The organism is uncultured Photobacterium sp. (genome assembly GCF_947502415.1).
In the GTDB taxonomy this organism is placed as follows: domain Bacteria; phylum Pseudomonadota; class Gammaproteobacteria; order Enterobacterales; family Vibrionaceae; genus Photobacterium.
Genome location: NZ_CANMZV010000005.1, coordinates 225,597 through 249,769, shown reverse-complemented (window position 1 = coordinate 249,769; position 24,173 = coordinate 225,597). Strand labels below are relative to the sequence as shown.

Annotated in this window: 23 protein-coding genes and 1 pseudogene; 4 read left to right on the top strand and 20 right to left on the bottom strand. The window is 46.0% G+C overall.

Annotated features, from left to right (window positions below; genetic code table 11):
- Window positions 1–11 precede the first annotated feature (11 nt).
- Both Q0852_RS07790 and Q0852_RS07785 read left to right on the top strand, forming a co-directional pair.
- Window positions 12–830, top strand: coding sequence for a capsule biosynthesis GfcC family protein (locus tag Q0852_RS07790; protein WP_299016258.1), 819 nt, complete (start codon window positions 12–14; stop codon window positions 828–830).
- Window positions 830–3,022, top strand: coding sequence for a YjbH domain-containing protein (locus Q0852_RS07785; RefSeq protein ID WP_299016256.1), 2,193 nt, complete (start codon window positions 830–832; stop codon window positions 3,020–3,022). The genes Q0852_RS07790 and Q0852_RS07785 overlap by 1 nt, the downstream gene beginning before the upstream one ends.
- 661 nt (window positions 3,023–3,683) lie before the next feature.
- On the opposite strand, the gene Q0852_RS07780 is transcribed toward Q0852_RS07785, so the two are convergent.
- The 14 genes and pseudogenes from Q0852_RS07780 to ccmA form a co-directional block, all read right to left on the bottom strand.
- Window positions 3,684–3,953, bottom strand: a complete 270-nt coding sequence (locus Q0852_RS07780) for a YfcL family protein (protein ID WP_299016254.1) — start codon at window positions 3,951–3,953, stop codon at window positions 3,684–3,686.
- A gap of 99 nt (window positions 3,954–4,052) precedes the next feature.
- Window positions 4,053–5,189, bottom strand: a complete 1,137-nt coding sequence (locus Q0852_RS07775; protein WP_299016252.1) for an LPS O-antigen chain length determinant protein WzzB — start codon at window positions 5,187–5,189, stop codon at window positions 4,053–4,055.
- A 56-nt stretch (window positions 5,190–5,245) separates the two neighbouring features.
- Window positions 5,246–6,278: pseudogene (locus tag Q0852_RS07770) on the bottom strand (IS630 family transposase).
- 894 nt (window positions 6,279–7,172) lie between these two features.
- A complete protein-coding gene (rfbB, locus tag Q0852_RS07760) occupies window positions 7,173–8,192 on the bottom strand; it encodes a dTDP-glucose 4,6-dehydratase (protein ID WP_299016378.1) in 1,020 nt (339 codons plus the stop codon).
- A 43-nt stretch (window positions 8,193–8,235) separates the two neighbouring features.
- Entirely contained in the window at window positions 8,236–9,054 is an 819-nt protein-coding gene (locus Q0852_RS07755; protein WP_299016250.1) for an MlaA family lipoprotein, read from the bottom strand.
- A 75-nt stretch (window positions 9,055–9,129) separates the two neighbouring features.
- The gene (gene ccmI, locus Q0852_RS07750; RefSeq protein ID WP_299016248.1) at window positions 9,130–10,344 is read right to left on the bottom strand and encodes a c-type cytochrome biogenesis protein CcmI; all 1,215 of its coding nucleotides are present in this window, start codon (window positions 10,342–10,344) and stop codon (window positions 9,130–9,132) included.
- Window positions 10,344–10,850, bottom strand: a complete 507-nt coding sequence (locus Q0852_RS07745; protein WP_299016245.1) for a cytochrome c-type biogenesis protein — start codon at window positions 10,848–10,850, stop codon at window positions 10,344–10,346. Before Q0852_RS07745 ends, ccmI begins: the two co-directional genes overlap by 1 nt.
- Window positions 10,847–11,401: a DsbE family thiol:disulfide interchange protein gene (locus tag Q0852_RS07740; RefSeq protein WP_299016242.1), complete on the bottom strand. Its 555-nt coding sequence runs from the start codon at window positions 11,399–11,401 to the stop codon at window positions 10,847–10,849. The genes Q0852_RS07745 and Q0852_RS07740 overlap by 4 nt, the downstream gene beginning before the upstream one ends.
- Complete coding sequence (locus Q0852_RS07735; RefSeq protein WP_299016239.1) at window positions 11,401–13,383, bottom strand: heme lyase CcmF/NrfE family subunit; 1,983 nt, start codon at window positions 13,381–13,383, stop codon at window positions 11,401–11,403. The genes Q0852_RS07740 and Q0852_RS07735 overlap by 1 nt, the downstream gene beginning before the upstream one ends.
- Window positions 13,380–13,865, bottom strand: a complete 486-nt coding sequence (ccmE, locus tag Q0852_RS07730) for a cytochrome c maturation protein CcmE (protein WP_299016238.1) — start codon at window positions 13,863–13,865, stop codon at window positions 13,380–13,382. Before ccmE ends, Q0852_RS07735 begins: the two co-directional genes overlap by 4 nt.
- The gene (gene ccmD, locus Q0852_RS07725; protein WP_299016236.1) at window positions 13,862–14,068 is read right to left on the bottom strand and encodes a heme exporter protein CcmD; all 207 of its coding nucleotides are present in this window, start codon (window positions 14,066–14,068) and stop codon (window positions 13,862–13,864) included. The genes ccmE and ccmD overlap by 4 nt, the downstream gene beginning before the upstream one ends.
- 7 nt (window positions 14,069–14,075) lie before the next feature.
- Window positions 14,076–14,807: a heme ABC transporter permease gene (locus Q0852_RS07720; RefSeq protein ID WP_299016233.1), complete on the bottom strand. Its 732-nt coding sequence runs from the start codon at window positions 14,805–14,807 to the stop codon at window positions 14,076–14,078.
- Window positions 14,808–14,845: 38 nt separating this feature from the next.
- Window positions 14,846–15,514, bottom strand: coding sequence for a heme exporter protein CcmB (gene ccmB / locus Q0852_RS07715; RefSeq protein ID WP_299016231.1), 669 nt, complete (start codon window positions 15,512–15,514; stop codon window positions 14,846–14,848).
- A 6-nt stretch (window positions 15,515–15,520) separates the two neighbouring features.
- Window positions 15,521–16,171 (bottom strand): cytochrome c biogenesis heme-transporting ATPase CcmA, encoded by a 651-nt coding sequence (gene ccmA, locus Q0852_RS07710; protein ID WP_299016229.1) that lies wholly within the window; start codon window positions 16,169–16,171, stop codon window positions 15,521–15,523.
- A 117-nt stretch (window positions 16,172–16,288) separates the two neighbouring features.
- On the opposite strand from ccmA, the gene Q0852_RS07705 reads away from it, so the two are divergent.
- Window positions 16,289–17,134, top strand: a complete 846-nt coding sequence (locus Q0852_RS07705) for a hypothetical protein (RefSeq protein ID WP_299016228.1) — start codon at window positions 16,289–16,291, stop codon at window positions 17,132–17,134.
- A gap of 64 nt (window positions 17,135–17,198) precedes the next feature.
- Window positions 17,199–17,492, top strand: coding sequence for an EscU/YscU/HrcU family type III secretion system export apparatus switch protein (locus Q0852_RS07700; RefSeq protein WP_299016226.1), 294 nt, complete (start codon window positions 17,199–17,201; stop codon window positions 17,490–17,492).
- Window positions 17,493–17,531: 39 nt separating this feature from the next.
- Here Q0852_RS07700 and Q0852_RS07695 read toward each other — a convergent pair whose 3' ends face one another.
- From Q0852_RS07695 to Q0852_RS07670, 6 genes are all read right to left on the bottom strand, one after another.
- Entirely contained in the window at window positions 17,532–17,966 is a 435-nt protein-coding gene (locus Q0852_RS07695; protein WP_299016224.1) for a DUF2802 domain-containing protein, read from the bottom strand.
- Complete coding sequence (locus Q0852_RS07690) at window positions 17,966–18,460, bottom strand: chemotaxis protein CheW (protein ID WP_299016222.1); 495 nt, start codon at window positions 18,458–18,460, stop codon at window positions 17,966–17,968. Before Q0852_RS07690 ends, Q0852_RS07695 begins: the two co-directional genes overlap by 1 nt.
- Before the next feature lie 18 nt (window positions 18,461–18,478).
- On the bottom strand, window positions 18,479–19,807 hold the full coding sequence (locus Q0852_RS07685; protein WP_367278113.1) for a chemotaxis protein CheW: 1,329 nt from the start codon (window positions 19,805–19,807) through the stop codon (window positions 18,479–18,481).
- Entirely contained in the window at window positions 19,797–20,576 is a 780-nt protein-coding gene (locus Q0852_RS07680; RefSeq protein WP_299016206.1) for a ParA family protein, read from the bottom strand. Before Q0852_RS07680 ends, Q0852_RS07685 begins: the two co-directional genes overlap by 11 nt.
- 10 nt (window positions 20,577–20,586) lie before the next feature.
- Window positions 20,587–21,726: a chemotaxis response regulator protein-glutamate methylesterase gene (locus Q0852_RS07675; protein ID WP_299016203.1), complete on the bottom strand. Its 1,140-nt coding sequence runs from the start codon at window positions 21,724–21,726 to the stop codon at window positions 20,587–20,589.
- Window positions 21,727–21,870: 144 nt separating this feature from the next.
- Window positions 21,871–24,171 carry a chemotaxis protein CheA gene (locus Q0852_RS07670; RefSeq protein ID WP_299016198.1) on the bottom strand — a complete coding sequence of 767 codons (2,301 nt, stop codon included), beginning with the start codon at window positions 24,169–24,171 and terminating at the stop codon, window positions 21,871–21,873.
- Between the last annotated feature and the right edge of the window lie 2 nt (window positions 24,172–24,173).

Below are 24,173 nucleotides of genomic sequence, written 5' to 3'. Positions count from 1 at the left end.
ATGGAAAGACAATGACCAAGCCCACTTCATTATTGACTCGCTCAAAATCAGTAGCACTACTGGCACTGGCGCTTTCCGGTCTGTTTGGCGCAAGTCCTTTAATGGCTGAATCTGTAGACGTTCAGCTAACCACAGCTGTGAATAATACCCAACACCTGAAACTCAGCTACCCATCACCAGTCCGCCTCCAACAAGTATTAGCTGACGGCATTGCGAATCTGAACCAACTACCACTTTCCCAAGAGCTAGCTCAAAAGGCAGGGTACGATGCTCAAGTATACTGGCCAGGGGCTGCTTTGCTGGTCGCTAGTGGCAATCCAGAAAAAAAAAGAATTTTAGGAAAATTAAGTGTCCTCAGTAACATTTGGCAAGATGAAGAACGCCAAGCTGTTATAAACTTTCAAGCCTTGCTTCAAAACGAGAAAATCGGCCAACGTATATTTAACTCACTTGATTATGACCAAGTACGTATCGACTTGACGCAAAATCCGTTAATCAGTAAAGGCATCACTGTTATTTTGCCACCCCGCCCCAACTCTATCTGGGTCATGGGAGCTGTCAGCAAACCAACAGAGGTCAAATGGCACGAACGTTTGGATGCACAGCACTACCTTACACAAGCTGTACCAATCAGCAGTTCAGATAATAGTTATGCCTGGGTGATCCAACCAGACGGCAGTGTTGAAAAACATCCTATCGCCTACTGGAACAAAAAACATATGGATATCGCTCCTGGAGCCGTTATCTATCTGGGTTTTACATCACTACCTAATGACCTTGATACTCTGAATGAGGAGCTAATTAACCTGCTAAGGAACCGGACACTGTAATGAACACGAAACTAACCACCGCATTATCAGCCATTACCTTGGCAATGCTTCCTGTTCTCCATGGTCATGCCGATGAGTTCGGCTATGCGGAATTTAATCCATCACAGTCAGACTTCGGTGGTGTTGGCCTTATTCAGATGCCATCAGGCCGCATGGCTCGTGAAGGCGAGTTTAATATCGGTACGACCTATAATGATGAATACCATCATTACACGGTTTCTCTTCAGTTACTGCCTTGGCTGGAATCTACCATTCGCTATACCCTAGTTCAGGATTTGCTCTACAGTAACGACCCGAGCTTTAGTGGTGACACCAAGTACACGGATAAAGGCATTGATTTTAAAGTTCGCCTTTTAGATGAAAGTTACTGGCTTCCTGAAACCTCTATCGGTATTCGCGACTTTGGCGGCACAGGCCTGTTTGATGGCGAATTTATTGCCGCCAACAAACATGTCGGCCCATTCGATTTTACGGTCGGTGTGGGCTGGGGCTACATCGGTAACAGCGGTAATCTTACCGGTGATAAATCACTAAGTAATGATTGTAACCGTAATACCGAATACAAAGGAAAAGGCGGCAGCATTGACTTTGACCGCTGGTTCACAGGCTGTGGTGCAATCTTTGGTGGTGTAGAATACCAAACCCCATGGCAACCGTTGCGCCTAAAGGCCGAATATGACGGTAACGATTACCAAAGTGATTTTCCGGTGACTCGTGGCGGCATACCTATGACACAAGACAGCAAAATCAACTATGGTGCGCTGTACCGCTTAGGTAAATGGGGGGATGTACGCGTAAGCTATGAACGCGGAAACACTTGGACATTCGGTTTAAACCTTAATACCAATTTCAACGACTTGAAGGCCATCTGGCGCGATGAACCGGCACCTGCCTATCAACGTCAAACGGTAATGAATGCAGGCGGTAACGATACAGAGCTCAGTGATGATGATTGGCTGCTACTTGCTCAGGACTTACACAAAATCGCCGGTTACGACGATCCTGCTATCTATGCAACCGATGAAACGGTAACGGTAGTTGCTCCACAGACTAAATACCGCGAGCGCGCCGAAGCGCATGAGCGCGCTGCGACCCTCATAGCCAACCACATACCGGATGCCAATGAATACCGTCTGATTGAAACATCAAGTCATCAGGCCATAACCGAAACGCGCATTGATAGCGATAAGTTTGCCAAATATGCCCGCAATGAATATTTTGATTCCAATATTGATGATGCAATCACAGTAGGTAACCCTGACTCACCGGAAGGTAGACTAATTGCAGAATCAAATAAAGACTGGAATGTGGGTGTAGCCCCAACACTTCAGCAGTCTTTTGGTGGTTCCGAGAACTTCTATATGTTCAATATTGGCATTAATGCCGGCGCAAATTACTGGTTCAGCAAGCATATAGAGCTGGGCGGTTCAATTTACTTCAACTTGTTCGATAACTACGATAAATTCCTCTATGAAGTTCCACCTGATGGTACAGATCTAAAACGTGTACGTACACTTGTTCGCCAATATATCAATGACAATCCAGTGCGGGTGAACAACCTGCAACTTACCTGGATGGATCGACTGGCAGATAACTGGTATGCCCAGAGTTATGGTGGTTATCTAGAAATGATGTTCGGTGGTATCGGTGGTGAAGTGCTTTACCGCCCACTTGACAGCAACTGGGCCGTTGGCTTAGATGCCAACTATGTTATCCAGCGAGATCCAGACTCCCAGTTTGGTTTCTTTAAAGAAGAGATGCAATCTAGCCCACAAGATGGTAACTACCGTGTACAAACAGGCGCAGTAACCGGCCATGCGACAGTTTACTACCAACCACAATGGGAGTGGTTACCTAACACGCTATTTAAGGTAAGTGCTGGCCAGTATTTGACTGAAGATAAAGGGGTTACGATTGACTTCTCAAAACAATTTGATAGTGGAGTGATCGCAGGTGCCTTTGCCGCCATTACCAACCTTTCTGCCGATGAGTTTGGTGAAGGTAGTTACAACAAAGGTTTCTATGTCTCAATTCCTTTTGACATCATGACAGTGAAGCCAAGTACCAACCGAGCAACCATTTCCTGGTTACCGCTAAGCCGTGACGGTGGCCAGATGCTGAACCGTAAGTATGAGCTCTTCAGTATTACGGATGCTCGATATCCATGGTATGGGCGCAAAGCGATGAATTGAGGTTCTTGATCCTACCATTAGTTTTTCTACGTCAAACTCATAAACAAGCGAGGGACACCGTTCTCTCGCTTTTTTATGTAACCAGTACCTTTTCTTTCCATTGTGAATATTCGCATCAAGCTTACGCCCATCTTGATATCATTAATCGAACACCAATTTACCCACCTTTCTAATACTTCACTACACAATGGTGATCTCATGCGCAAAAAGTGAAAATAACGCACAAAAGTAATGTGAAATACTCTAGAATGAACTAATAATAATTCTGTCACTTGATGGCATACCATAATAAATAAATCATATTATCAGTTATTTGTAGATGAGGTAATGAAGCTTGTTCAGATCGTATGCTCACTTTTCAGTGAACCACCCATTAATTCATAAAGCCAACCTATTGTTAGTAATAAGTATTTTTATTCTTACTTGCTATCAGTTATTGGCTAATGAAAACATTGAATATGCAGCTGGATTTGTAATGGTAATGCTACCAATCATTATTTTTGCAAAGTCATCTGATTATAAGAGAAAGTATTTCAGTGCTGATAAATAATAGTTATTTGTCACTATAAATAAAAATAGCGCCACAATAACGGCGCTATTTTTATTAAACTAATTTAATAAAACAAATTGTTTATATAATAATTTCAATTAAATTATTATATTACAATTGCACTCTTTGCTGTAGTTGAGCCCACATCTCTTTCACGATCAACTGGTCAGCAGGGTTAAGTTCTGACTGTGCTTCTTGCAAACTCACTTCTACAGCTTGGTTCATCTCTTCTAACGATGCAACGCCATCCAATTCACAATTAACTGCAGACAGAGAAATGTGTCCTCGCAGATACCCACCAGCAAAGAGTTCATCATCTGATGCAGTTTCAACCATCAGGTCAATAAGGTTAAGCAGCTTCTCTTCGTATTGCTGAATCATTCACTTTCTCGTTGTTAAATTAAATTCTAGATAATTCTTAATTTTTCTGTCCATCACATCGATACATAAGTACCATCGCTGAGACAACTTAAATTTAAGTTAGTAGCTAAACGCCTTTCGTACTATAACGAAAGCCACACCCAACATCATACCTAACAATCCCACCAACATAACAATAAGAGCACGCTTAGGTTTATCCTTTGTAAGTGGCAGGGATATTTCGTCAATATAACTAATTACACTAAATTCCACATTGGATCTTACTTTTTTATTATCCGATAGAATTTTCAACTTTCCGTTAATAGTGATCAGTTCAGGTTCAAAAAAAGATAAATCTGTTATTTTTTTCAGCACATCTTTTTTAGCAATATTAACATCCAGTCCTAAATTAATAGGGAACAAATTATTATTAGCATAACTTAAAAAAGGCTTATCTATAGCAGCTTTTGTTGTAATATCAATTGCAATATCCGTTTTTTTAATTTCCAACTCAAGTTTATTTATCGCTTTTTGGCTCAATAATAACGAAGTGGATTTTAAACTGGCTTTATATGCAGTAATAGTATTATTAACGCCTTGTATTACGTGTTTGTTTACCAGTCGCGCAATATAATTTGTGTATTGCTCCAACAATAAATAACTATTTTCTTGAGAAAAACTTGAAAAAGACAGAGTATAATAACTAGGCTCACCCCTTTTCTTTTGTTCAGGTATCGCTTGAACATTATTTAACCACTGTTCTAAAATAAGCTCATCATGTTCTGAAGTTTTTTTATTGGCAATAAATTTCTTGTAAAGTTCATTGTTATTAATAAATGCTTTCTTGTTTATTGTAGAATTAAACGCATCAATATATTGCTTGAAAAGCACATCAGGCTGAATTAAGGCCGCCAGCTCAGTTTCTTCTATAGTTTCATCATCACGAGCTATCTTTTTCTCCTCAAAGACAGGAGCAAATTTATTAACTTCTGTGCGCAGCTGATAGTAATCATTGATTCTGGGTTCCATTACTTTCACACTGGACGTCCAAACTTCAGGAACAGTGAAAGCATAAATAAGAGCTACTAAGCCTGCCATAAAAGAACAGGAAAGTATCTGCCACTTACTTTTCCATAACGTTAGAAACAACGTCTTTAGGTCAATTTCATCTTCACTCATAAACATTGGTCGAAGATCTTTGACCTCAGGGTTAACAGGTTGTGAATAAGAATTATTATGTACAAGATTATCGGTCACGCTTTGTTCCCTGCTTCAGATTTTTATAGGTGATATTGAACATATTATATACCCAATTAACTTGAAGGTGCAGGCTTGAGCACCTGAAAATTATCGTTAATTCGAGACGCCAATGAGTCTGCAATCTCAGGAAGAGTCACAGTAAAAAATTGGTCAATCGCTTCCCTGAAGTCACGTTTGCTTTCGAAGTAAACGTTATTCCTCGACTTCTCATTCATCACTTTCCAAAGCCGTTCTATCGGATTGAGATTCGGACTGTAAGGCGGAAGATAATGAAGCTTGATGTTAAGAACGAATGCCGCATCCCTGACCAAATCACTGCAGTGATATCCCGCTCCATCTAAGATGATATGGAGCTTGTGAGTCAATGGGTAACTATCCCTAAGCTTGCAGAAAAAACGGACGATGTTTTCACTGTTAATACTTTCATAATCGCTTACAACAGTACCGCCAATGTCCGATAAATTGAGAGCACCTATAACATTCAGACGACTACGGCTACCTGTTGTTTCAAGGACTTTATCTTGTCCTTTACGTATCCAACCATGCGTTATTTTAGTTGCTTAAGTTGGGTGAACAGCATCGATGAATAAAATTGACTCATCCTTGCTACAAGCAGCTTTGAGAGCTTCATAAGCTTCGATAAAAGCTTGTTGTTTTGCTTCATCAAACTTGTGTGGGACACCTTTCGGCATCTTGTAGCTAAAGCCATTGTGATGCAGCCATTTGTTCATACCAGGGACACTGTATTGAACACCAAAATGTTCCATTACGTAGGTCACGATTTGGTGAGTATGGTGATAAGTGTTTTCGGTCAAATGCTCAATAAGCTCGATAGTTTGAGCAACAGACAAGTATCCCGATGAACCACCATTTTCAGGTCTCAATTTCTCAGAACATTCATAGTCTTTAAGGTGACGATGAACAGTCGTTTCATGGATGCGCAGAGCTTGTGAAATCATAGCGGTACTTCAACCCTTCAGATGCAAGAAGTACCGCTTTAATACGGTCGCGTACTCGACCGTCACGAGTCATATCATGCTGGCTTTCGAGTTCTTGTTTCTGCTTTTTGGTTAGAGTCATTTTCATAATGTGTAGCATGATCCTGATTTTCCAGGAAATCAAGTATCTTCAATGATCACGGGTATAGTATGGATATATAATCATAATTTCAAAATCAAAAAATTAGTCAAAATTCATCTGGCGAAATGACATTGTCAACTTGGTTGAAATAATAGTTGTCATATCCATTAAGGGAATAGTTATGGCCACAATGCAGAAACTGGTCGCAATGGAACTTCTGAACCACTTTGAATTGCCAGCCCCCCCAATGACAGTAAAGCCAATAGGCATACTACCTGAACCCCCAATAACAGCCTTCCGTCATTCACCTAAACCGAGCAAACCATCGATACCATCTAGCATGTTAAACGCATTTCTTGCATTCATTACTGCGAGAACCGTGATAATATCGCACTAGCTACTAAGATAGATTGATCCCACTCAGAAAAAGCACCTCAAAGTATAGAGTTCAAGGCCAAGTCGGACAACAATCATCATACAATCCGAAAATCTCAATTAACAGTATTCTTAATCAAAATCAATACCGAACTTATCATCAATTGCCCCAACAATAGTAAGAATTGTTATCGAAAAAACATAAGACTCTAAATGAATCAGCATCTCGGGAGAGATAATAAAAACAGCACAATACTAAAGCAAACAGCAAGGCAAGCAACCAATGCCACAATCCCCCCTAATTGCTGTTTTATGCAATCAAACACAGCAACTAAGCCAATTCGTTTAGCCAGCGTTCTAGTTAAGAACAATACAGTAAACAAGGGAAAAGAGACGAAAAAAACAGTCAGCCTGCATTGTTTTTCTGCGAGTTACGTCAAATTAGGTTGTTAACTATAACAAATCCTCTCCTTAAAGAACAAAACCAAAATTATCCTCTGGTCTGTTTTGATACACCTAAAACAACTATGACTCTGTGTTTCTATGGCTTTTTATATACCATTGTATTGTCTTTAAAATACCTGAGTCGAATGTTTCATTAGGCCTCCAACCTAATTCACTACCCATCTTAGAGAAATCAATCGCATATCGATAATCCCCCCCCGGCCTATCGTTCACAAATCTGATGAGTTCTTCAAACCTATCAATACCTTTGGGTTTATCATCTACCATAGTGTCCAGTAATCGACAAATCGTTTTAACAACATCAATATTCATTTTAGGAGAATTACCACCAATATTGTATGTCTCCCCTATGACTCCTTCAGTAGCTACTTTTAGGAGTGCAGACACATGATCGCTTACATAAAGCCAGTCCCGAACCTGCTTCCCTGAACCATAAACAGGTAATGGCTTTCCTTGTAGTGCATTTTTTATAATTAAAGGGATGAGCTTTTCAGGATATTGAAACGGGCCATAATTATTGGAGCAATTTGATACTAGCGTTGGCAAGCCATAAGTACGCAGCCAAGCACGAACCAAATGATCAGCAGACGCTTTCGATGCAGAATAAGGGCTCGAAGGAGCATAAGCCGAGTCTTCTGAAAAAAAGCCATCGTTATCACCTAAATCCCCATACACTTCATCAGTAGAAATGTGGTGAAAGCGGAATAATCGCTTCTTATCATCAGGTAAACACTCAAAATAGCTACGAACCACCTCTAATAAGATATATGTCCCAATAATATTAGTTTGAATAAAATCTGACGGTTCATCTATCGATCGATCAACATGAGACTCCGCCGCTAAATGCATGACTATATCAGGCTGATACTCACGAAAAATCCGTTCAAGTTGCATCCGTTCGCATATATCTAATTTTTCAAACTGATAACGAGGAGAATCGCAAACAGAACTCAAAGCTTCCAAATTCGCTGCATAAGTTAGCTTATCAATGTTTAAAACACTGTGTCCTGTATTTGCAATAATGTGCCGGATAAGTGCGGAGCCGATAAAGCCAGCACCTCCGGTTATCAAAAATTTCAGACTCTTATCATGTGGCATAAGTTATTAATTAACCTAAATGTTGCTAGTACTCATCCACCTCATCCAAAAAGTCATCCAGGAACTCTTCATCTGTAGGTTCTTCATCTATGACTTTTCCGCCTGTGGCACGGAAGTTCTTGTGCTGAATATAGGCGTCACGAGTAAATACATATGGATCCGGCGAATCTTTCAGAATGGCTTCCTGAGATACCAGTGCGGCGCGTTCTTCCATGCCTTCGAAAGCCCATTTACCCAGGCTTTGCCAGAATGTCAGCAGGTTGAGCGGGAAATACAAGCCATCAACTCTATCTCCGACGCCTTCTCGCAGGGTTACCGGGCCGTACATTGGTACCATAAAGTACGGGCCATTATTCACGCCGTAATACCCCATTGAATCACCAAATGCGCGCTCGCTCGGCTTAGTGATATCAGCGGCAGAAGCAATATCAATAAGACCGCCCAGGCCAAAGGTTGTATTGATCCAAAAACGGTTAAAGTGCGTAACAGCTTGCTCGCCATCCAGCATAATCAAGCTGTTCAGCATGTTGGCTGGTTCATCTAAATTGGACAGGAAGTTACGGATTCCTGTTCTTACCGGTGAAGGTACGTAATCAACATAAGCCAATGAAACCGGGCGGGCAATATAAGGATCCAAGTAATCGTAGTTAAGGGTCCACACTGTTCGGTTAAAACCTTCAAACGGATCGTAGACACCGCTGTCGTTAGTATTGGCATCCAGCCTATCGTATTCAACATTTGTCTCTACTGTTGATGATTGATTCAGTTTTTCTTCATTCGGTGTCTCTGCACAGCCTGTAAGCCCCAGAATTAACAACAGAGATAAAAGGGTTATTTTTTTCAACGATTTATTCCACAGCAATAAAAAAGCAGACCGGACAATAATATCTAGCCTGCTTCATTTGTACCAGTATTGAGATCAGTATTGTTTGTTAATCAAAACTTTTGTAGAGCCACCTAACGAAATAACTTCGCTCTGGCCATACCAGTCCCCTTGTTTAGTCATAACGTTACCGTCAGTATCGATACGAGCTTTAACGATCATCTGAGGCAGCGAAGACATCAAACGTTCCGGGATCATGCTGTCGCTGTCTGTCATCGTCAAACTTATAGGGAACTGCGACAACGGAACACGACGCGCAGCCACCGGCATTGGCGAACCATCTGCAGAATGAACCGATATAATTACCAGCCCCTGAGACGGCAGCTTAACCGTCGGATCAAGCTCAACCTTAACTGATACTGTTGTCTCAGTATTGGATGCTTGGGTAACCTGAGCTCTTGCACGCTCAATACTACGATCAAGCATTTCAGAACGCGGATCATCCGAACCAATCATCTGTTTCATCATGGTCCAGTAAGAAACCGCTTTTGAGTATTCACCTTGCTCGAAAGCGTCAAAGGCTAACAGTGACATCGCACGAATATTAGTATGATCTTGCCTGATCACGCTGCGCAATAACTGGCGAGCATAATCAGTTTGAGCTGGATTACCAATCATCATCAACGTCTGAGCATAACTTAGCTGCACTTCAGGGTTGTTCGGATCCAGCGCATAAGCACGTCTCATCGCACCGTCAGCTGTTTCAGCATCACGGTTAGCCATACCGATACGGCCCAATAGCAACCAACCCGTTGCATCATCCGGCGTCTCATGTAAACGAGTACGCAGAGCCAAAGTCAGATCAGCCATCTCCGCATCACTTAACGGCTCCGTTCCTTGCTCATCCATCAAACGCTTTGTCAGCTCAGGTAACTGAGCTACCGTCTGATGCCAGTTATCAACCTTATCAAGATTACCAACACTGAAGTACATGCCGTAACAGACACCCACCAGCAAAACCAGACCAGGAATCACCATCACAGGACTCACCTCAGCCTTATGCTGTTCTGTCTGCGCCGGTACATCATCAAGTAGAGACTGTTGAAGCTCTGTCACTAACTCGTCACGGTTGGTCACCAAACCTTCGCTGGTCTCGTTTTCGAGCTCATTAATACGGTCTTTGAAGAAGGCCTTGTTCAGCTCGTCGCGGCTGGCGATATCATCCTGCGTCTTGCCGGCAAACATTGGCGCGACAAACACAGCTGCAGCAACCAGAACCAAAACAACGGTTACAATCCAAAACAACGTCATTACTTCACCTTCCCGTCGTTACTCGGTTTCTGTTGTTCCATTTCTTCCATCAACGATTTCAGACGTTGCTCTTCTTCTGCATCCAGCTTAGCTTTGTCTTGCACATCGCCGGCCTTACGCGAGCGAGCAACCAGCACAGTGAAACCAACCAGGATAAACAACACAGGTCCAAGCCACAAAATGATAGTCGATATCATCAACGGTGGATCATAAGTAACAAAGTTGCCGTAACGGGCAATCATATAATCAACAACATCTTGCTTGCTTTTGCCTTCACTTAGCATAACGTAAGCTTTTTGACGCATGTCTTTAGCAAGCTCAGCATTCGAGTCAGCAATATTGTTATTCTGACATTTAGGGCAGCGCAGAGTCGCGGTTAGCTCATGGAAAACTTTTTCCTGCTCTACCGTTTCAAACTCATAAACATCAATGGCAGCAGCAGCCGGCAATGCTGCCGCCAACACCAAACCTATACCTAGCAGGATAGCCGTGATTCGTTTGATCATCCCTTAGCCTCCTCCAGCAGAGCCTGATACATTGGCTCCAGCGTATCAGCCCAGTTACGTGGATTCACATCACCTACATGGCGATAACGAATAATGCCGTTAGCGTCAATCAGGAAAGTCTCAGGAGCGCCATACACTCCAAGATCCATACCCAACATACCGTTTCCATCAAACAAACTATGGATATACGGATTACCTAAATCATTCAGCCAACCCACTGCTTTCAGGCGATCATCTTTATAGTTCAGGCCGATAATTTTAACGCCTTTACCCGCCAGCTCATTAAGGTACTGGTGTTCAGAATAACAAGTCGGACACCAAGTTGCCCATACGTTCAGCAGCAGCGGCTCACCTTTAAAGATATCCTGCTCGTACAGTTTGCCGGCTTCAACCAAATCTTCCAGTTTGAAAGTCGGTACAGACTTTCCTACCAGCACAGATTCAAGCTTGGTAGGGTCATCACCGCCCGCATTACGGGTCAGCTGCACCATAAATATCAGTACCAGGGTAAGAAACAGTCCCAGAGGTACAAACAATAATTTCTTATTCATCAATTAACCTCAGCCTGCTTGGCCGCTTTTGCATTCTCAACTTGTGCTTTCTTGCGGAAACGGTATCGCTTGTCACTAATGGCGAATGCACCACCCAGCGCCATCAGCACCGAACCGAACCAGATCCAGTTCACAAACGGCTTGTAGTAAATACGTACAGCCCAAGCACCGTCGCCTAGCTTCTCACCCATAGCCACATAAAGGTCACGAGTCACACCACTATCGATAGCCGCTTCTGTCATCATCGAGCCAGCAACGGTGTAGAAGCGCTTCTCAGCATGGAGCATAGTGACAAACTTACCATTACGAGTGATATGGAAATCAGCAATATAGCCATCATAGTTCGGGCCATCCGCATCACGCAGCCCGGCAAAATTAAAGTCGTAACCTTCAACATTAACACTCTGGCCGGGTGCCAGTCGTACATCTCGTTCAAGATCGTAATTGGAAACCAGCGTAATACCAATCACAGTTACAGCCAGACCAAGATGCCCAAGAACCATCGCCCAGTGACTACGGCCCAGCTTGCCAAGCCCCGTCAGCAGGCTATGGCGATGCGTCGCACGCTCATAAAGCTCGAAACCGTGCAATACAACAATCCAGAGAGCCATTATCAGACCGAGAATTGCCAGTGGTTCCATGCTGTCTGTAAACAGGAAAATCGCCAACAGAGAAGATGGCAGCGTGATCATCGCTGAGATAATCATTGGTTTTCTGATATTCGAGACTTTGTCACGCTTCCAGCGAACCAGTGGGCCGATACCCAAAATAAAGGCAAACGGGATCATCAGCCAGGTGAACAGCGTATTAAAGAACGGCACACCAATAGATACAGAGCCCAAGCCAATCTGCTTATGGATAAGCGGCAGCAGAGTACCAATCAGCACAACCAGCAAGCCAGCCATCAGAAGCAGGTTGTTAGCAAGAAGCAGGTTCTCACGCGAGAACAGGCTGTAGTTACCGCGGGCTCGGATCTGACTGCCACGCAGAGCGTATAGCAGCAATGAGCCACCAATGACCACAACCAGGAAGCCAAGAATAAACATACCGCGAGCCGGATCCGATGCAAACGCATGCACCGAAACCAATACACCGGAACGAACCAGGAAAGTACCGAGCAAACTCAGTGAAAAAGCGGAAATTGCCAGCAATACTGTCCAAGCTTTGAAAGTACCGCGCTTTTCAGTGACAGCCAGCGAGTGCATCAATGCTGTACCGGCAAGCCATGGCATGAAGGAAGCATTTTCTACCGGATCCCAGAACCACCAGCCGCCCCAGCCTAGTTCGTAATATGCCCACCATGAACCAAGTGCAATACCCAACGTCAGGAACGACCACGCAGCAATTGTCCAAGGACGCGACCAACGTGCCCAAGCCGTATCCAAGCGGCCTGTCATCAGCGAGGCGATAGCAAAAGCAAACGCGACTGAGAAACCAACGTAGCCCATATACAGCATTGGCGGGTGAATGATCAGCCCAGGGTCCTGGAGCAATGGATTCAGGTCGCGACCATCAACAGGGAAAAACGGAAGCGTACGCAGAAACGGGTTCGATGTCATGATGATAAACAGCAAGAAACCGACTGAAATCATCCCCATTACCGCCAATACGCGAGACACCGACTCCAGCGGCATTCCACGGCTGAACATGGCAACTGCAGCGGCCCATGCCGCCTGGATCAATACCCACAAAAGCAACGAGCCTTCGTGTGCACCCCAGACAGCTGTGATACGGTAATACCATGGCAACATACTATTCGAGTTGCTGGCTACATAAGTAACTGTAAAGTCATTGGTATAAAACGCCCAGCACAATACGGCAAACGACAAAGACAACATGCCGAATACACCGAACGTAAGTGGTCGCGCCATTCTCATCATCGCCTGGTTACCAACAGTGGCACCATACAATGGATAGATGCTTGCGAGGATCGACAAACCCAACGCAACAATCAGGCTAAAATGCCCTAGTTCTGCAATCATTGAACACTACCCTGCAGCTGTTCTTCAGAATACTGAAGAGGTTCGTGGGTTTTCTTCATCGCTTCAGCCACTTCCGGCGGCATATACTCTTCATCATGCTTAGCCAGCACCTCATGAGCTTCAATGGTCGTTGCATTGACCAATACACCCTGAGCAACAATACCCTGGCCTTCGCGGAACAGGTCCGGCAGGATACCGTCATATTTAATTGTTACCGCTGGACCAACATCTGCAACGTCGAACTGAACTTCCAGTGACTGGGGATCACGCTTCACAGAACCGGTGACCACCATACCGCCAATGCGCAGGCGCTGACCGACTGCAGGCTTAGTACCATCCGGTTTGCCCTGTACCAACTCGGTCGGGGTGTAGAACAAATCCATATTCTGATTTAACGCATAAAGCATTAGACCAATGGTTACGCCGAGGCCCAGAACCAACGCCAGCAATAACGTCAGGCGTTTTTTACGTCTCGGGTTCATAGTGTGTTCTCCAGTTTTTTCGCTTCTTTAATACGATGCTCACGAGCGATTTTATTTTTGATTTCCGCCGCCAGGCGACGTTTTTTATTAAGGCTAGAAATTAAAATCCAAAGCAATGCGGCAAAAGATATGCCATAGGCACTCCAAACATATCCTGCGTAGCCACCCATAGCTAAAAAGTCGTTAAAAGATTCAAAATGCATGATGGCCTCACTTCATTAGTTCACGTACCCAAGGGCGATGGCTCTCACGGGCGATAATTTCATTACGTAAGCGCACCAATGTCACCGCACCAAAGAAACAGGCAAAACCGATAATATTCAGAAGCAACGGCCATAGCATAGTGCTATCCATCGACGGCTTATCAAATTTAGTGATCGTGGCCCCCTGATGCAGGGTGTTCCACCACTCAACCGAGAAATGAATAATCGGCAAATTAATCACTCCGACAATCGCCAGAATACCGGCCGCTTTAGCTGCCGTTTTCTGGTCGTCAAAAGCGCTGTAAAGGGCAATTACACCAAGATACAGGAACAGCAGGATCAATTCAGAAGTCAGACGCGCATCCCACACCCACCAGGCTCCCCACATAGGTTTGCCCCAGATAGCACCAGTCAGCAAAGCGATAACAGTGAAGACCGCACCAATTGGCGCCATCGCAGCCGCAGCCATATCAGAGAGACGGATCTGCCAGACCAAGCCAATAAAGGCCGCGATTGCCATAGACATATACGCCCCCATCGACCAAATCGCCGCAGGTACGTGCAAGTAAATAATTCGGAAACTGTCGCCTTGCTGATAATCCGTGGGGGCAAACATCAGCCCCCAGACAGTACCAACAATGATGCCCAGCAAGGCAAGAATGGAAAACCAAGGCAAGAGGGTGCCACACAGACGGTAGCAATTTTCAGCTTTTGCGTAGGGATGTAACCACTTCCACATAAAATTACTCTACTTATAGATGTATAGTTATAAAAATATTAGTTCACACTTATGCGCAGCGATGCAGATACTGCAAATGGAGCTAGCGTTGCCGAAGCAGCTAACATCGCGCCCATCAGTGCCAATTGACCATTAAAAGGCATACCTAAACTCGCTGCATCAATCGCGGAAGTCGCGAATATAAGCACAGGTATATAGAGTGGTAATATGAGCAAACTCAATAAAACCCCACCTTTTCTTAATCCTACTGTCAAAGCTACCCCAATAGCCCCCAGAAAGCTCAACGTCGGCGTACCAATCAGTAGGGTCAACACTACCGCTTTCCAAGTTGCCCAGTCCAGTGACAACAAAATTGCCAGCAACGGGCTGATCAATAACAAAGGCACACCAGTAAGCACCCAGTGCGCAACCATTTTTGCAAAAGCCAATACCGGCAGCGGCGTCGGCATCAGCAACATCTGTTCCAGCGAACCATCGACAAAATCGTCACGAAACAATCGCTCAAGAGACAAGAGTGCAGCCAGCAAAGCGGCTACCCAAACAATACCCGGTGCAATTCTAGCCAGCAAGTTAGGTTCCGGCCCAACCCCCAACGGAAAAAGGGTGATCACAATAATAAAAAACCACAATGGGTTAAAAACTTCGGCCTGGCGACGAAACGCAATCAGCAACTCGCGCCGGATAACCTGAAAAATAGCGCCTAGCATTCTGAACTACTGCCCCAACTTAATTTTTCGTAAATGGTTACTGTCGGTAAACATATCTTGGTGAGTTGTCAAGATCACAATCCCGCCTCGCTCAACATGTGAAAGAAACAACCGTTCCAGTACCTTCACACCTTGCTTATCTATCGCGGTTAAAGGCTCATCCAAAATCCACAACTTGTGATTACTGATCCATAAACGGGCCAGCGCAACACGCCGTTGCTGGCCGGCAGATAACTGACCGGCAGGAACATCTTCACGACCAGCTAAGCCGACATGAGCCAGCGCCTGCCATAAACAGTCATCTCCGCTAACCTGCGGTTCCCCGTTCAAATCACAGTCTTGCGTATTCTTATGCATCGCCTTAAAAAACGCCAGGTTCTCAAAGGCTGTCAGCTCTCGCTTAACCCCGGTCTGGTGGCCAAGAAACAGCAAATCCTGATGATAATCTTCCCGTGCCGATTCAATATTCTCATTATTCCAACACACAGTACCGCTGTCTGCCCGCCCAAGACCTGCAATGATCCGAAGCAGCGTCGTTTTCCCTGCGCCGTTATGCCCTTCAATCTGCACCAGGTCTCCCGATGAAACCTTAAATGCCAGATTATCGAACAGCACCCGCTCATCGCGGACACAGCTTAATTCTTCTACAGACAACATATAAAATGATGTATCCTAGGTGACACAATTAAGATCGCATATTACCACACTGGTTCGTTATTTTGTTAGACACCCAGTTGTATAGTTCGATCACTTAGGTAAGTAAATGTGACCTCCATGCGTATCGATCATCAGCAAGCGCCTGCTTTAACTAAGAATGGACAAATTAGCCCTAAAACAGTGCCAGTAAATGAGACAAATCAAAAATTAGCTCAAACTATTAGTACCAATACGCCGGCACCAGTACAGAATTCACAGCTAACTCAGCTATTAAGTCAACTGAATGTGCTGCAACGCTTTTTTACAACTTTCATAAGCCATGCATCCCCTTCAGCGTCGCCTGTTACACCGGCTCCGGCGGCTATCACTAATTTGTTTTCACAGCTGTTAATGCCACAAAACCAGACCGCGCTCATCCAATGGTTACAGCAAGGTGCTGGCAAGCAAATCCTGGCTTTACTTTTAAAACAAGCCAACCAACCCGATAGCCAGCTCAAACAATGGCTGCAGTTGCTGCCAACCGAGAAACAAGATGAATTTACGGCACTTCTTAAATTGGCTACTGAACAACGGATGGCACCAACCGTAAAAGAAAATGAAACCACCCTGCTACAGCTTCATTTACTACAGCCGAATGGCCGGGAAGCTAAGCTGTCGATAGAAAAAGATAATCGCACTAATAACAAGCGAAAAACGGCTCACAAGCCGCGCTGGCGCGTTCAGCTAGCCTTACCAATAGGCAGCAGTGATACCCTGCAGGCCGTCGCCATCTGGGATCAGCACAAGCTAGCACTGGGCTTTGAATCTGACAATCTCCAGCTACTCAAGCGAACAGAATTGCTCTCACCGCTGTTATCAGAGCGCCTAGATATGCTGGGCATCCGCAGTGAACCTGCAACATTTAAGCTCGATCAAGCTGAAACTTCCGAAACCAACGTGGACGGCTTTTCCATCCTAGTATAACCACTACCAAAAAATGAAAAATAACAGCAAAACAAGATAAAAATACAGCTAAGGACAACCATCCATGAATGACAAAAGGGCTATTGCCCTGCACTATGATGGGTACCAAACCCCGACCGTTACCGCAAAGGGCTACAACCAGCTGGCCGAGCATATTATTGAACAGGTTAAGAAACAAGGCGGGTTGATCCACCAGGACGAGGCACTGAGTGAGTACCTCAACCAACTGGAAGTCGGTGACGAGATCCCGGAAAGTCTCTACCGGATTATTGCTGAGCTGATCGCTTTTTCCTGGGTGCTAAACGGAAAAACCCCTCCCGGCTGGGAAGGGCTTTCTGGTATTGACGAGCTAGTGTAATGCAAATACCAACGACGACCAATATGAACTATTACATCATTAACGGCGTCTAGGCTGTGCCATCTTTTGCTGCAGACGCAGCAAAAGTTCAGCTTCTGCTTTCGGTAGATCACACTCTTCCATTAACTCATTGACGTCAGCACCCAACTCAACCATTTTACTAGCACGGGTGTAGAGCTTGCCGTCAGGATCCAGCATAGAGATTTCTCCCTGACGATCTTCAATGTGTTCAAGATGGTCAGCCATATCAGCCAGCTTCTGGCTCATACCCATAGTACCGGCGCGAAGTTCATTAAACTGCTTCAACAAACTTTCATGCTGGTGACGAGAGTTTTTCAGTACCAGTTCTGTTGCTGCAAACTTCGCTTCCAATGCGTGGCGTGCTTTACGCTCTCTGCTGACCATCATCCATGAAATAACTACGGCAATTACCGCGATAGCAATAGGCAACCATTGCAAAAGCAGACTAAGCATTACAAATACGCCATCTCGTCCCATTCTTCGTCTGATAGCAGCTTATTCAGGTCAACCAAAATCAACAGCTCGCTGTCACGGTTGCTAACACCCTGGATAAACTTAGCACTTTCTTCAGTACCCACGCTTGGGGTGCTGTCGATTTCAGAGCTACGCAAGTAAACTACTTCTGCTACGCTATCTACCAAGATACCAATCACCTGCTTCTCAGCTTCAATGATAACGATACGCGTATTATCTGAGATTTCGCCCGGCATAAGACCAAAGCGAGAACGGGTATCAATAACCGTTACCACATTGCCACGCAAATTGATGATACCCAGAACATAATCTGGCGCACCAGGTACAGGAGCGATCTCTGAGTAACGCAGAACTTCTCGTACCTGCATTACATTAATACCATAGGTTTCGTCTTCCAACTGGAAGGTTACCCACTGCAGTACTTGATCGTTACCGTCTTCTTTTTGTATTTCAGCTACACTAACCTGAGACATGATGTTTCCTCTTCGGCCCTATATTACACTTTTAACATCTAAGCCGGCTTTCAGCATAGATATTAGCTCGTTAACATGAATTAGAGCACACATTTTATCTTTAACCATTCCGGCGAGCCAAGGGCGTTTCCCCGCCTTTTCCCGCCAACGAACACTTTGCTCCGTCAGGGTTTCCGTACCGTGGAGCTTGTCACAAGCCAGTCCCCACTTACTTTCCCCCAACATCACGATATAACGATATTCATCCTGATGTTCATCAGAAATCAATTTTTCCGGCATCACCCAACGCGCAGTATCAACCACATCGAGCTGATGCTCACGGTTGGTCATCAACCCCAGGTACCACGGCGGCCGCCCTAACAGGTGGTTCACCTCACCTAGCTGATGGATCCCGCCAAGTTCTGTCAGCCGCACGGCAAATATAACACCGTTGACCTCAAAGAACAGGGCCTGAAACTCCGAGTCCATCTCTTGTTTTTCCTGCCACACCTCCGGCGGCTCATCGCCTCCCGTCTGGGTTTCCGGCACAACAAGCACTTCTGGCTCGGCATGTTCGGGGTCATGCTCGACCTCGACAGGATCTGCGTCAACCTCAACCTCAACCTCAACCTTAACCGGTTCAGGTTCAGGCTGCAGCACAGGCTCTGCCAATAGCGTTTCTTCTTCAGGTTGTACGGCAACATCAGCAATGGCTTCAGCTGGCATTGCAACCGGAGAATCAAGCTCCGCGTCATGCTCTGGTTCAGGTTCAGGCTGTATTTGGCTCATCTGGCTAAGCAGGCGCTGAACGCCTTCCAGTCCGGGACGCGATTCTTCGGCATAAGGTACAGCCGACACAATTTCAACTTTTTCCTGAACTTGCGGTACCCAGCTCAGTACCTTGCCAAGCGGTGACGACAAATTCAGCTCGACATCGATATCGGCTTCGTAGCTAATATCGGCTTCAGCAGCACTTTCCGACAACTGTTCGAAATCAAACGGCGCCGCCATATTTTCTTGCCTGGCATCTTCAGCAGGTAATTCATCAACATCCGATGATGTCCCCTGAATAGGCTGAGGCTCAGACGAAACGCACTCTTCTGCCGAAGAATTTCCGTTTTCAGCATCCAAACCGACATCGGTCGTATCCGCTGCACCATCCGAACTTGGAGCGTCAATTTCTTCTGCTTCAATCTCTACGGCGTCGGTATCGCCCACTGAACTTTCAGACTCGGGCTCTACTGCTTCAGTATTCTCAGCCTCAGGCTGTTCGACTGCTTCCGGTTCAACCTCTTCAGGCTCAACCAGCAGATCAAAGAAATAATCGTCCAGTACTTGTTCACTGGTAAGACGCTGTTTATCGCTCATCTTGATCCAGACGCTCCAGATAATTTAACAGGGTCTTATAGGCAAAAACGCCACGGCAACTACGAGCAAACAACGATGGCGGCATATGCTTGATACTCGCATCGCGGAACTTGGTATCAATTGGAACCGCTGAGGCCCAAACCTGCTCAGGGAAACGAACCTTCAATTCCTGCAACGTCTGCAACGATGCACGAGTACGCTTATCGTACATCGTCGGTATCACCGTTACCCTAAATCCAGACGCTCGGGATTTTTGCATGATCTGCAGGGTGCGCATCATGCGCTCAAGCCCCTTCATCGCCAAAAACTCAGTCTGAACAGGGATCAAAATCCGATCGCTGGCTGCCAATGCATTAACCATCATCACACCAAGGATCGGCGGGCAGTCAATCAGCACATAGTCATAATCATCCGCAAGGCTGTTTAATGCCTTCTTAAGCACTAGCCCCATCCCGCCACGGTTGCCCATCACCCTGTCCAGCGTCGCCAGCGACATATGGGCAGGAATAATATCGATATTCTTGAACTGCGTATTCAAAATAATCGGACGTACCGTATCACGGGACACCTCATTAAGCTGAAACAGATCAAACAAGCTTGCCGGTACATTATCGGCGTCAAAATTGAGATAGGTCGTCAACGAAGAATGAGGGTCGGTATCGACCAACAGTACCCGTTTATTACGCTCGCTCAACAGCCCCGCCAAGGAAACCGTCGTCGTCGTCTTGCCGACGCCGCCTTTTTGGTTGGCTATACTCCAAACGATCAACGCGAACTCCCTACGCCATCCCGATCTCAACCAGAATGCGCTCGGCAATCCGGTCTAGCGGTAAATCTTCGCTGGAAATACCAGCCTTCGCCACCGCCTGTGGCATACCGTATACCACACAACTGTCTTCATCCTGAGCCCAAATCGTCGATCCACTACTCTTCAGCATACGAGCCCCTTCCCTGCCATCAGCCCCCATGCCAGTCAACACCATTGACAATACCTTGTCATGATAAATTTTCGCAGCCGAACCAAAGGTAACATCAACGCATGGCTTGTAATTCATCCGATCACCGCCATCGACGATGCGAAGCCGCGCCGCGCCAGGACGACCATCCAGCATCATCTGCAAGCCACCTGGAGCCAAATAGGCCATACCTGGTTTCAACGTATCGCCGTCTTCTGCTTCCTTAACCCCGATTTTACAGAGATTATTCAGGCGAGCAGCAAACGCAGCGGTAAACGTTGCCGGCATGTGCTGGATCAATACAATTGGATAAGGGAAATTAGCTGGCAGCTTAGTTAGAATTTTCTGCAACGCAACGGGCCCACCTGTCGAGGTGCCAATCGCCATCAACTGGTATTTTTTACCGGACGCCTTAAAACGTGCCGCAGGTTTAGCTGCCGGGCGAACAGCTGGGCGAGCCTGAGCAGTAGCCGATGCCGTTGGACCTGCAACAGTCTTACGCACTTCACGAGCCGAAGTTGCAGCCGATGTAACAGCAGGGCGGGCCGTACGGCGCATAAATACACGCTTACGAGCCAATTCTCCAACACGTTTTTGCAGCAAACTCACCGCTTCATCACGGTTACGGGCAATATCTTCAAATTTCTTTGGCAGAAAATCCAGTGCACCGGCATCCAGCGCATCCAGTGTTGCTTTCGCCCCCTCATGGGTCAGAGACGAGAACATCAAAATCGGTGTCGGAGCACTCTTCATGATTTCACGCACGGCAGTGATACCATCCATAACAGGCATTTCAATGTCCATGGTGATCACATCCGGCTGAAGCTTCTTAGTCAGTTCAATGGCTTCTTTACCGTTAACGGCGTTACCAATGACCTCAAGACGAGGGTCAGAGTTAATAATTTCACTGACTCGACGACGGAAAAAGCTTGAATCATCCACCACCAATACTTTCACTGCCATATTATTCTTATCCCGTATCTATGAGTTTCCCAGCCTATAACAAACTGAACAATTACCTGGAACGATACTAAAGACACATATCAAAAACCAAGTAATGATTAAGTTCGCTATATTAGGGGCGTAAAAACGCCCCTAATCGGATTTTTAGCGCTCTGCGTAATGCTTCAGCAGATTTGGTACATCAAGGATCAAAGCAATATGACCATCGCTGGTGATCGTTGCCCCCGCCATACCTGGCGTACCCTGTAGCAACTCATCAAGCGGCTTGATCACCACCTCTTCCTGACCGATCAACGTATCAACCACAAAACCGATACGCTGGTGGCCAATCTGAACGATAACCACATGACCATGCTCGCGTTCACGCTTCGGAATACCAACAGCACCCAGCCAATCCTGCAGATAAAATAGCGGAACCGCCTTTTCACGAACGATAATGGTCAACTGACCATCAACGACGTTGGTCTTACGCAAATCAAGATGGAAGATCTCGTTAACACTCGCCAGTGGCAGTGCAAACGGCTGGTCAGCCACACCCACCATCAAAGTCGGCAAAATGGCTAGAGTCAGCGGTACCTTGATATCAATACGGGTTCCCTTACCCAGGGCCGAATCGATACTGATTGAACCATTTAGCTGGCTGATACCTGTCTTCACCACGTCCATGCCAACACCTCGACCAGAGATATCAGAGATCTCTTTCTTGGTCGAGAAGCCCGGGGCAAAAATCAGGTTATAACATTCGGAATCAGTCAAGCGCGATGCTGCATCAGCATCCATCACACCACGATCAACCGCAATACCACGCAGCTTGTCCGGGTCCATACCGCCACCATCATCTTCGATAGTCAGCAGAATATGATCCCCTTCCTGCGATGCAGACAACAGTACTGTGCCTGTACGCGGTTTACCTGCTTTCTCTCGAACATCAGGCATTTCGATACCGTGGTCAACCGAGTTACGCACTAAGTGAACCAACGGATCCGCCAGTGCCTCAACCAGGTTTTTATCCAGATCAGTATCTTCACCACGCATTTCCAGCACGATGTCTTTCTTCAAGCTACGCGCCAAGTCACGAACAACACGAGGGAAACGACCAAAAACTTTCTTGATTGGCTGCATTCGGGTTTTCATCACCGCGCCCTGCAGATCAGCTGTCACCACATCAAGGTTGGCAACGGCTTTCGACATTTCCTCGTCGTTGGTATTCAGACCAAGACTAACCAGACGGTTACGCACCAGTACCAGCTCACCCACCATGTTCATGATGGTATCAAGTGTTAAGGTATCAACACGAACTGTCACATCAGGTGTTGGCTTAGTCTTGTCTTTCGCTGCCACCGCCTTCGCTTTCGGTTCAGGCGCAGCTTTTGGTGCTGGTGCAGGCTTACTTGCCTCTACCAATGCAGAAGTTGGAGCAGGGGCGACTGGAGCTGAAACAGGTGCAGGCTTGGTTTCAGCCAACATCTCGGCTACAGGCTTGGTCGCAAAATCCAGTTCGTCAACGGAAGGACCTGGACCTTTGCCCGAACCATGAAGCTCATCTAACAACTTTTCGAACTCATCGTCGGTCATCAGATCATCGCCGTCATTGCTGGCACCGGTATCACTTGGTACCGTCGAAGTCAATACCACAGGCTCAGGTGCAGAAACAACGGGAGCAGCAGGAGCAACCGTCTCATCGCCGGCACCCGGACCTTTACCGGTTCCGTGAAGTTCATCCAGCAGACGCTCAAATTCATCATCGGTAATGTCGCCACTCTCAGCTTGAATCTGGCTGACAACATTAGGGGCATTATTTTGAGGTGCGGCCTGTGGAGCTGCGGCAGGCGCAGACTCTGAAGGGCCATTACCCGAACCATGAAGCTCATCAAGTAGACGATCGAACTCATCCTGGGTCATGTCATCAACAGAATCACCGGCAATCACCGAAGAAGAAGGCGCAGCAGATACTGGCGACTCCGCAACTGGCTTAACAACCGCCTCAACAACAGGTTCAGGAACCGCTACAGGCTCAGGTGCAATCACCTCAGGCTGGGCAAGTTCTTCTGCTGTTGGTGGCTGGCTGAAACGATGGAGCGCATCAAGCAGACTCTGCTCGGCAGGCACAATCGGTTCGTGATCCTGAACCTGGCTGAACATCTCATTAATTGTGTCCAGCGCTTCCAGGATCACATCCATCAATTCAGAAGTGACGCTTCGCTTGCCGGTACGCAGCAAGTCAAAAATATTCTCTGCCCCATGACATGCATCCACTAACGCAGTCAAAGAAAGGAAACCAGCGCCACCCTTCACAGTATGGAAGCCACGGAAAATCGCATTGAGCAGCTCTGAATCATCAGGGCTACGCTCAAGCTCTACCAGCTGCTCAGACAGCAACTCAAGAATTTCTCCTGCTTCAATTAAAAAATCCTGCAAGATGTCTTCGTCTAAATCAAAGCTCATAT

Bases quoted from the DNA above. Each gene is read 5' to 3' on its own strand.
- Q0852_RS07790 (WP_299016258.1), top strand. From the start codon at position 12: ATGACCAAGCCCACTTCATTATTGACTCGCTCAAAATCAGTAGCACTA.
- Q0852_RS07785 (WP_299016256.1), top strand. From the start codon at position 830: ATGAACACGAAACTAACCACCGCATTATCAGCCATTACCTTGGCAATG.
- Q0852_RS07780 (WP_299016254.1), bottom strand. From the start codon at position 3,953: ATGATTCAGCAATACGAAGAGAAGCTGCTTAACCTTATTGACCTGATG.
- ccmI (WP_299016248.1), bottom strand. From the start codon at position 10,344: ATGACGTTGTTTTGGATTGTAACCGTTGTTTTGGTTCTGGTTGCTGCA.
- Q0852_RS07745 (WP_299016245.1), bottom strand. From the start codon at position 10,850: ATGATCAAACGAATCACGGCTATCCTGCTAGGTATAGGTTTGGTGTTG.
- Q0852_RS07740 (WP_299016242.1), bottom strand. From the start codon at position 11,401: ATGAATAAGAAATTATTGTTTGTACCTCTGGGACTGTTTCTTACCCTG.
- Q0852_RS07735 (WP_299016239.1), bottom strand. From the start codon at position 13,383: ATGATTGCAGAACTAGGGCATTTTAGCCTGATTGTTGCGTTGGGTTTG.
- ccmE (WP_299016238.1), bottom strand. From the start codon at position 13,865: ATGAACCCGAGACGTAAAAAACGCCTGACGTTATTGCTGGCGTTGGTT.
- ccmD (WP_299016236.1), bottom strand. From the start codon at position 14,068: ATGCATTTTGAATCTTTTAACGACTTTTTAGCTATGGGTGGCTACGCA.
- Q0852_RS07720 (WP_299016233.1), bottom strand. From the start codon at position 14,807: ATGTGGAAGTGGTTACATCCCTACGCAAAAGCTGAAAATTGCTACCGT.
- ccmB (WP_299016231.1), bottom strand. From the start codon at position 15,514: ATGCTAGGCGCTATTTTTCAGGTTATCCGGCGCGAGTTGCTGATTGCG.
- ccmA (WP_299016229.1), bottom strand. From the start codon at position 16,171: ATGTTGTCTGTAGAAGAATTAAGCTGTGTCCGCGATGAGCGGGTGCTG.
- Q0852_RS07705 (WP_299016228.1), top strand. From the start codon at position 16,289: ATGCGTATCGATCATCAGCAAGCGCCTGCTTTAACTAAGAATGGACAA.
- Q0852_RS07700 (WP_299016226.1), top strand. From the start codon at position 17,199: ATGAATGACAAAAGGGCTATTGCCCTGCACTATGATGGGTACCAAACC.
- Q0852_RS07695 (WP_299016224.1), bottom strand. From the start codon at position 17,966: ATGCTTAGTCTGCTTTTGCAATGGTTGCCTATTGCTATCGCGGTAATT.
- Q0852_RS07690 (WP_299016222.1), bottom strand. From the start codon at position 18,460: ATGTCTCAGGTTAGTGTAGCTGAAATACAAAAAGAAGACGGTAACGAT.
- Q0852_RS07685 (WP_367278113.1), bottom strand. From the start codon at position 19,807: ATGAGCGATAAACAGCGTCTTACCAGTGAACAAGTACTGGACGATTAT.
- Q0852_RS07675 (WP_299016203.1), bottom strand. From the start codon at position 21,726: ATGGCAGTGAAAGTATTGGTGGTGGATGATTCAAGCTTTTTCCGTCGT.
- Q0852_RS07670 (WP_299016198.1), bottom strand. From the start codon at position 24,171: ATGAGCTTTGATTTAGACGAAGACATCTTGCAGGATTTTTTAATTGAA.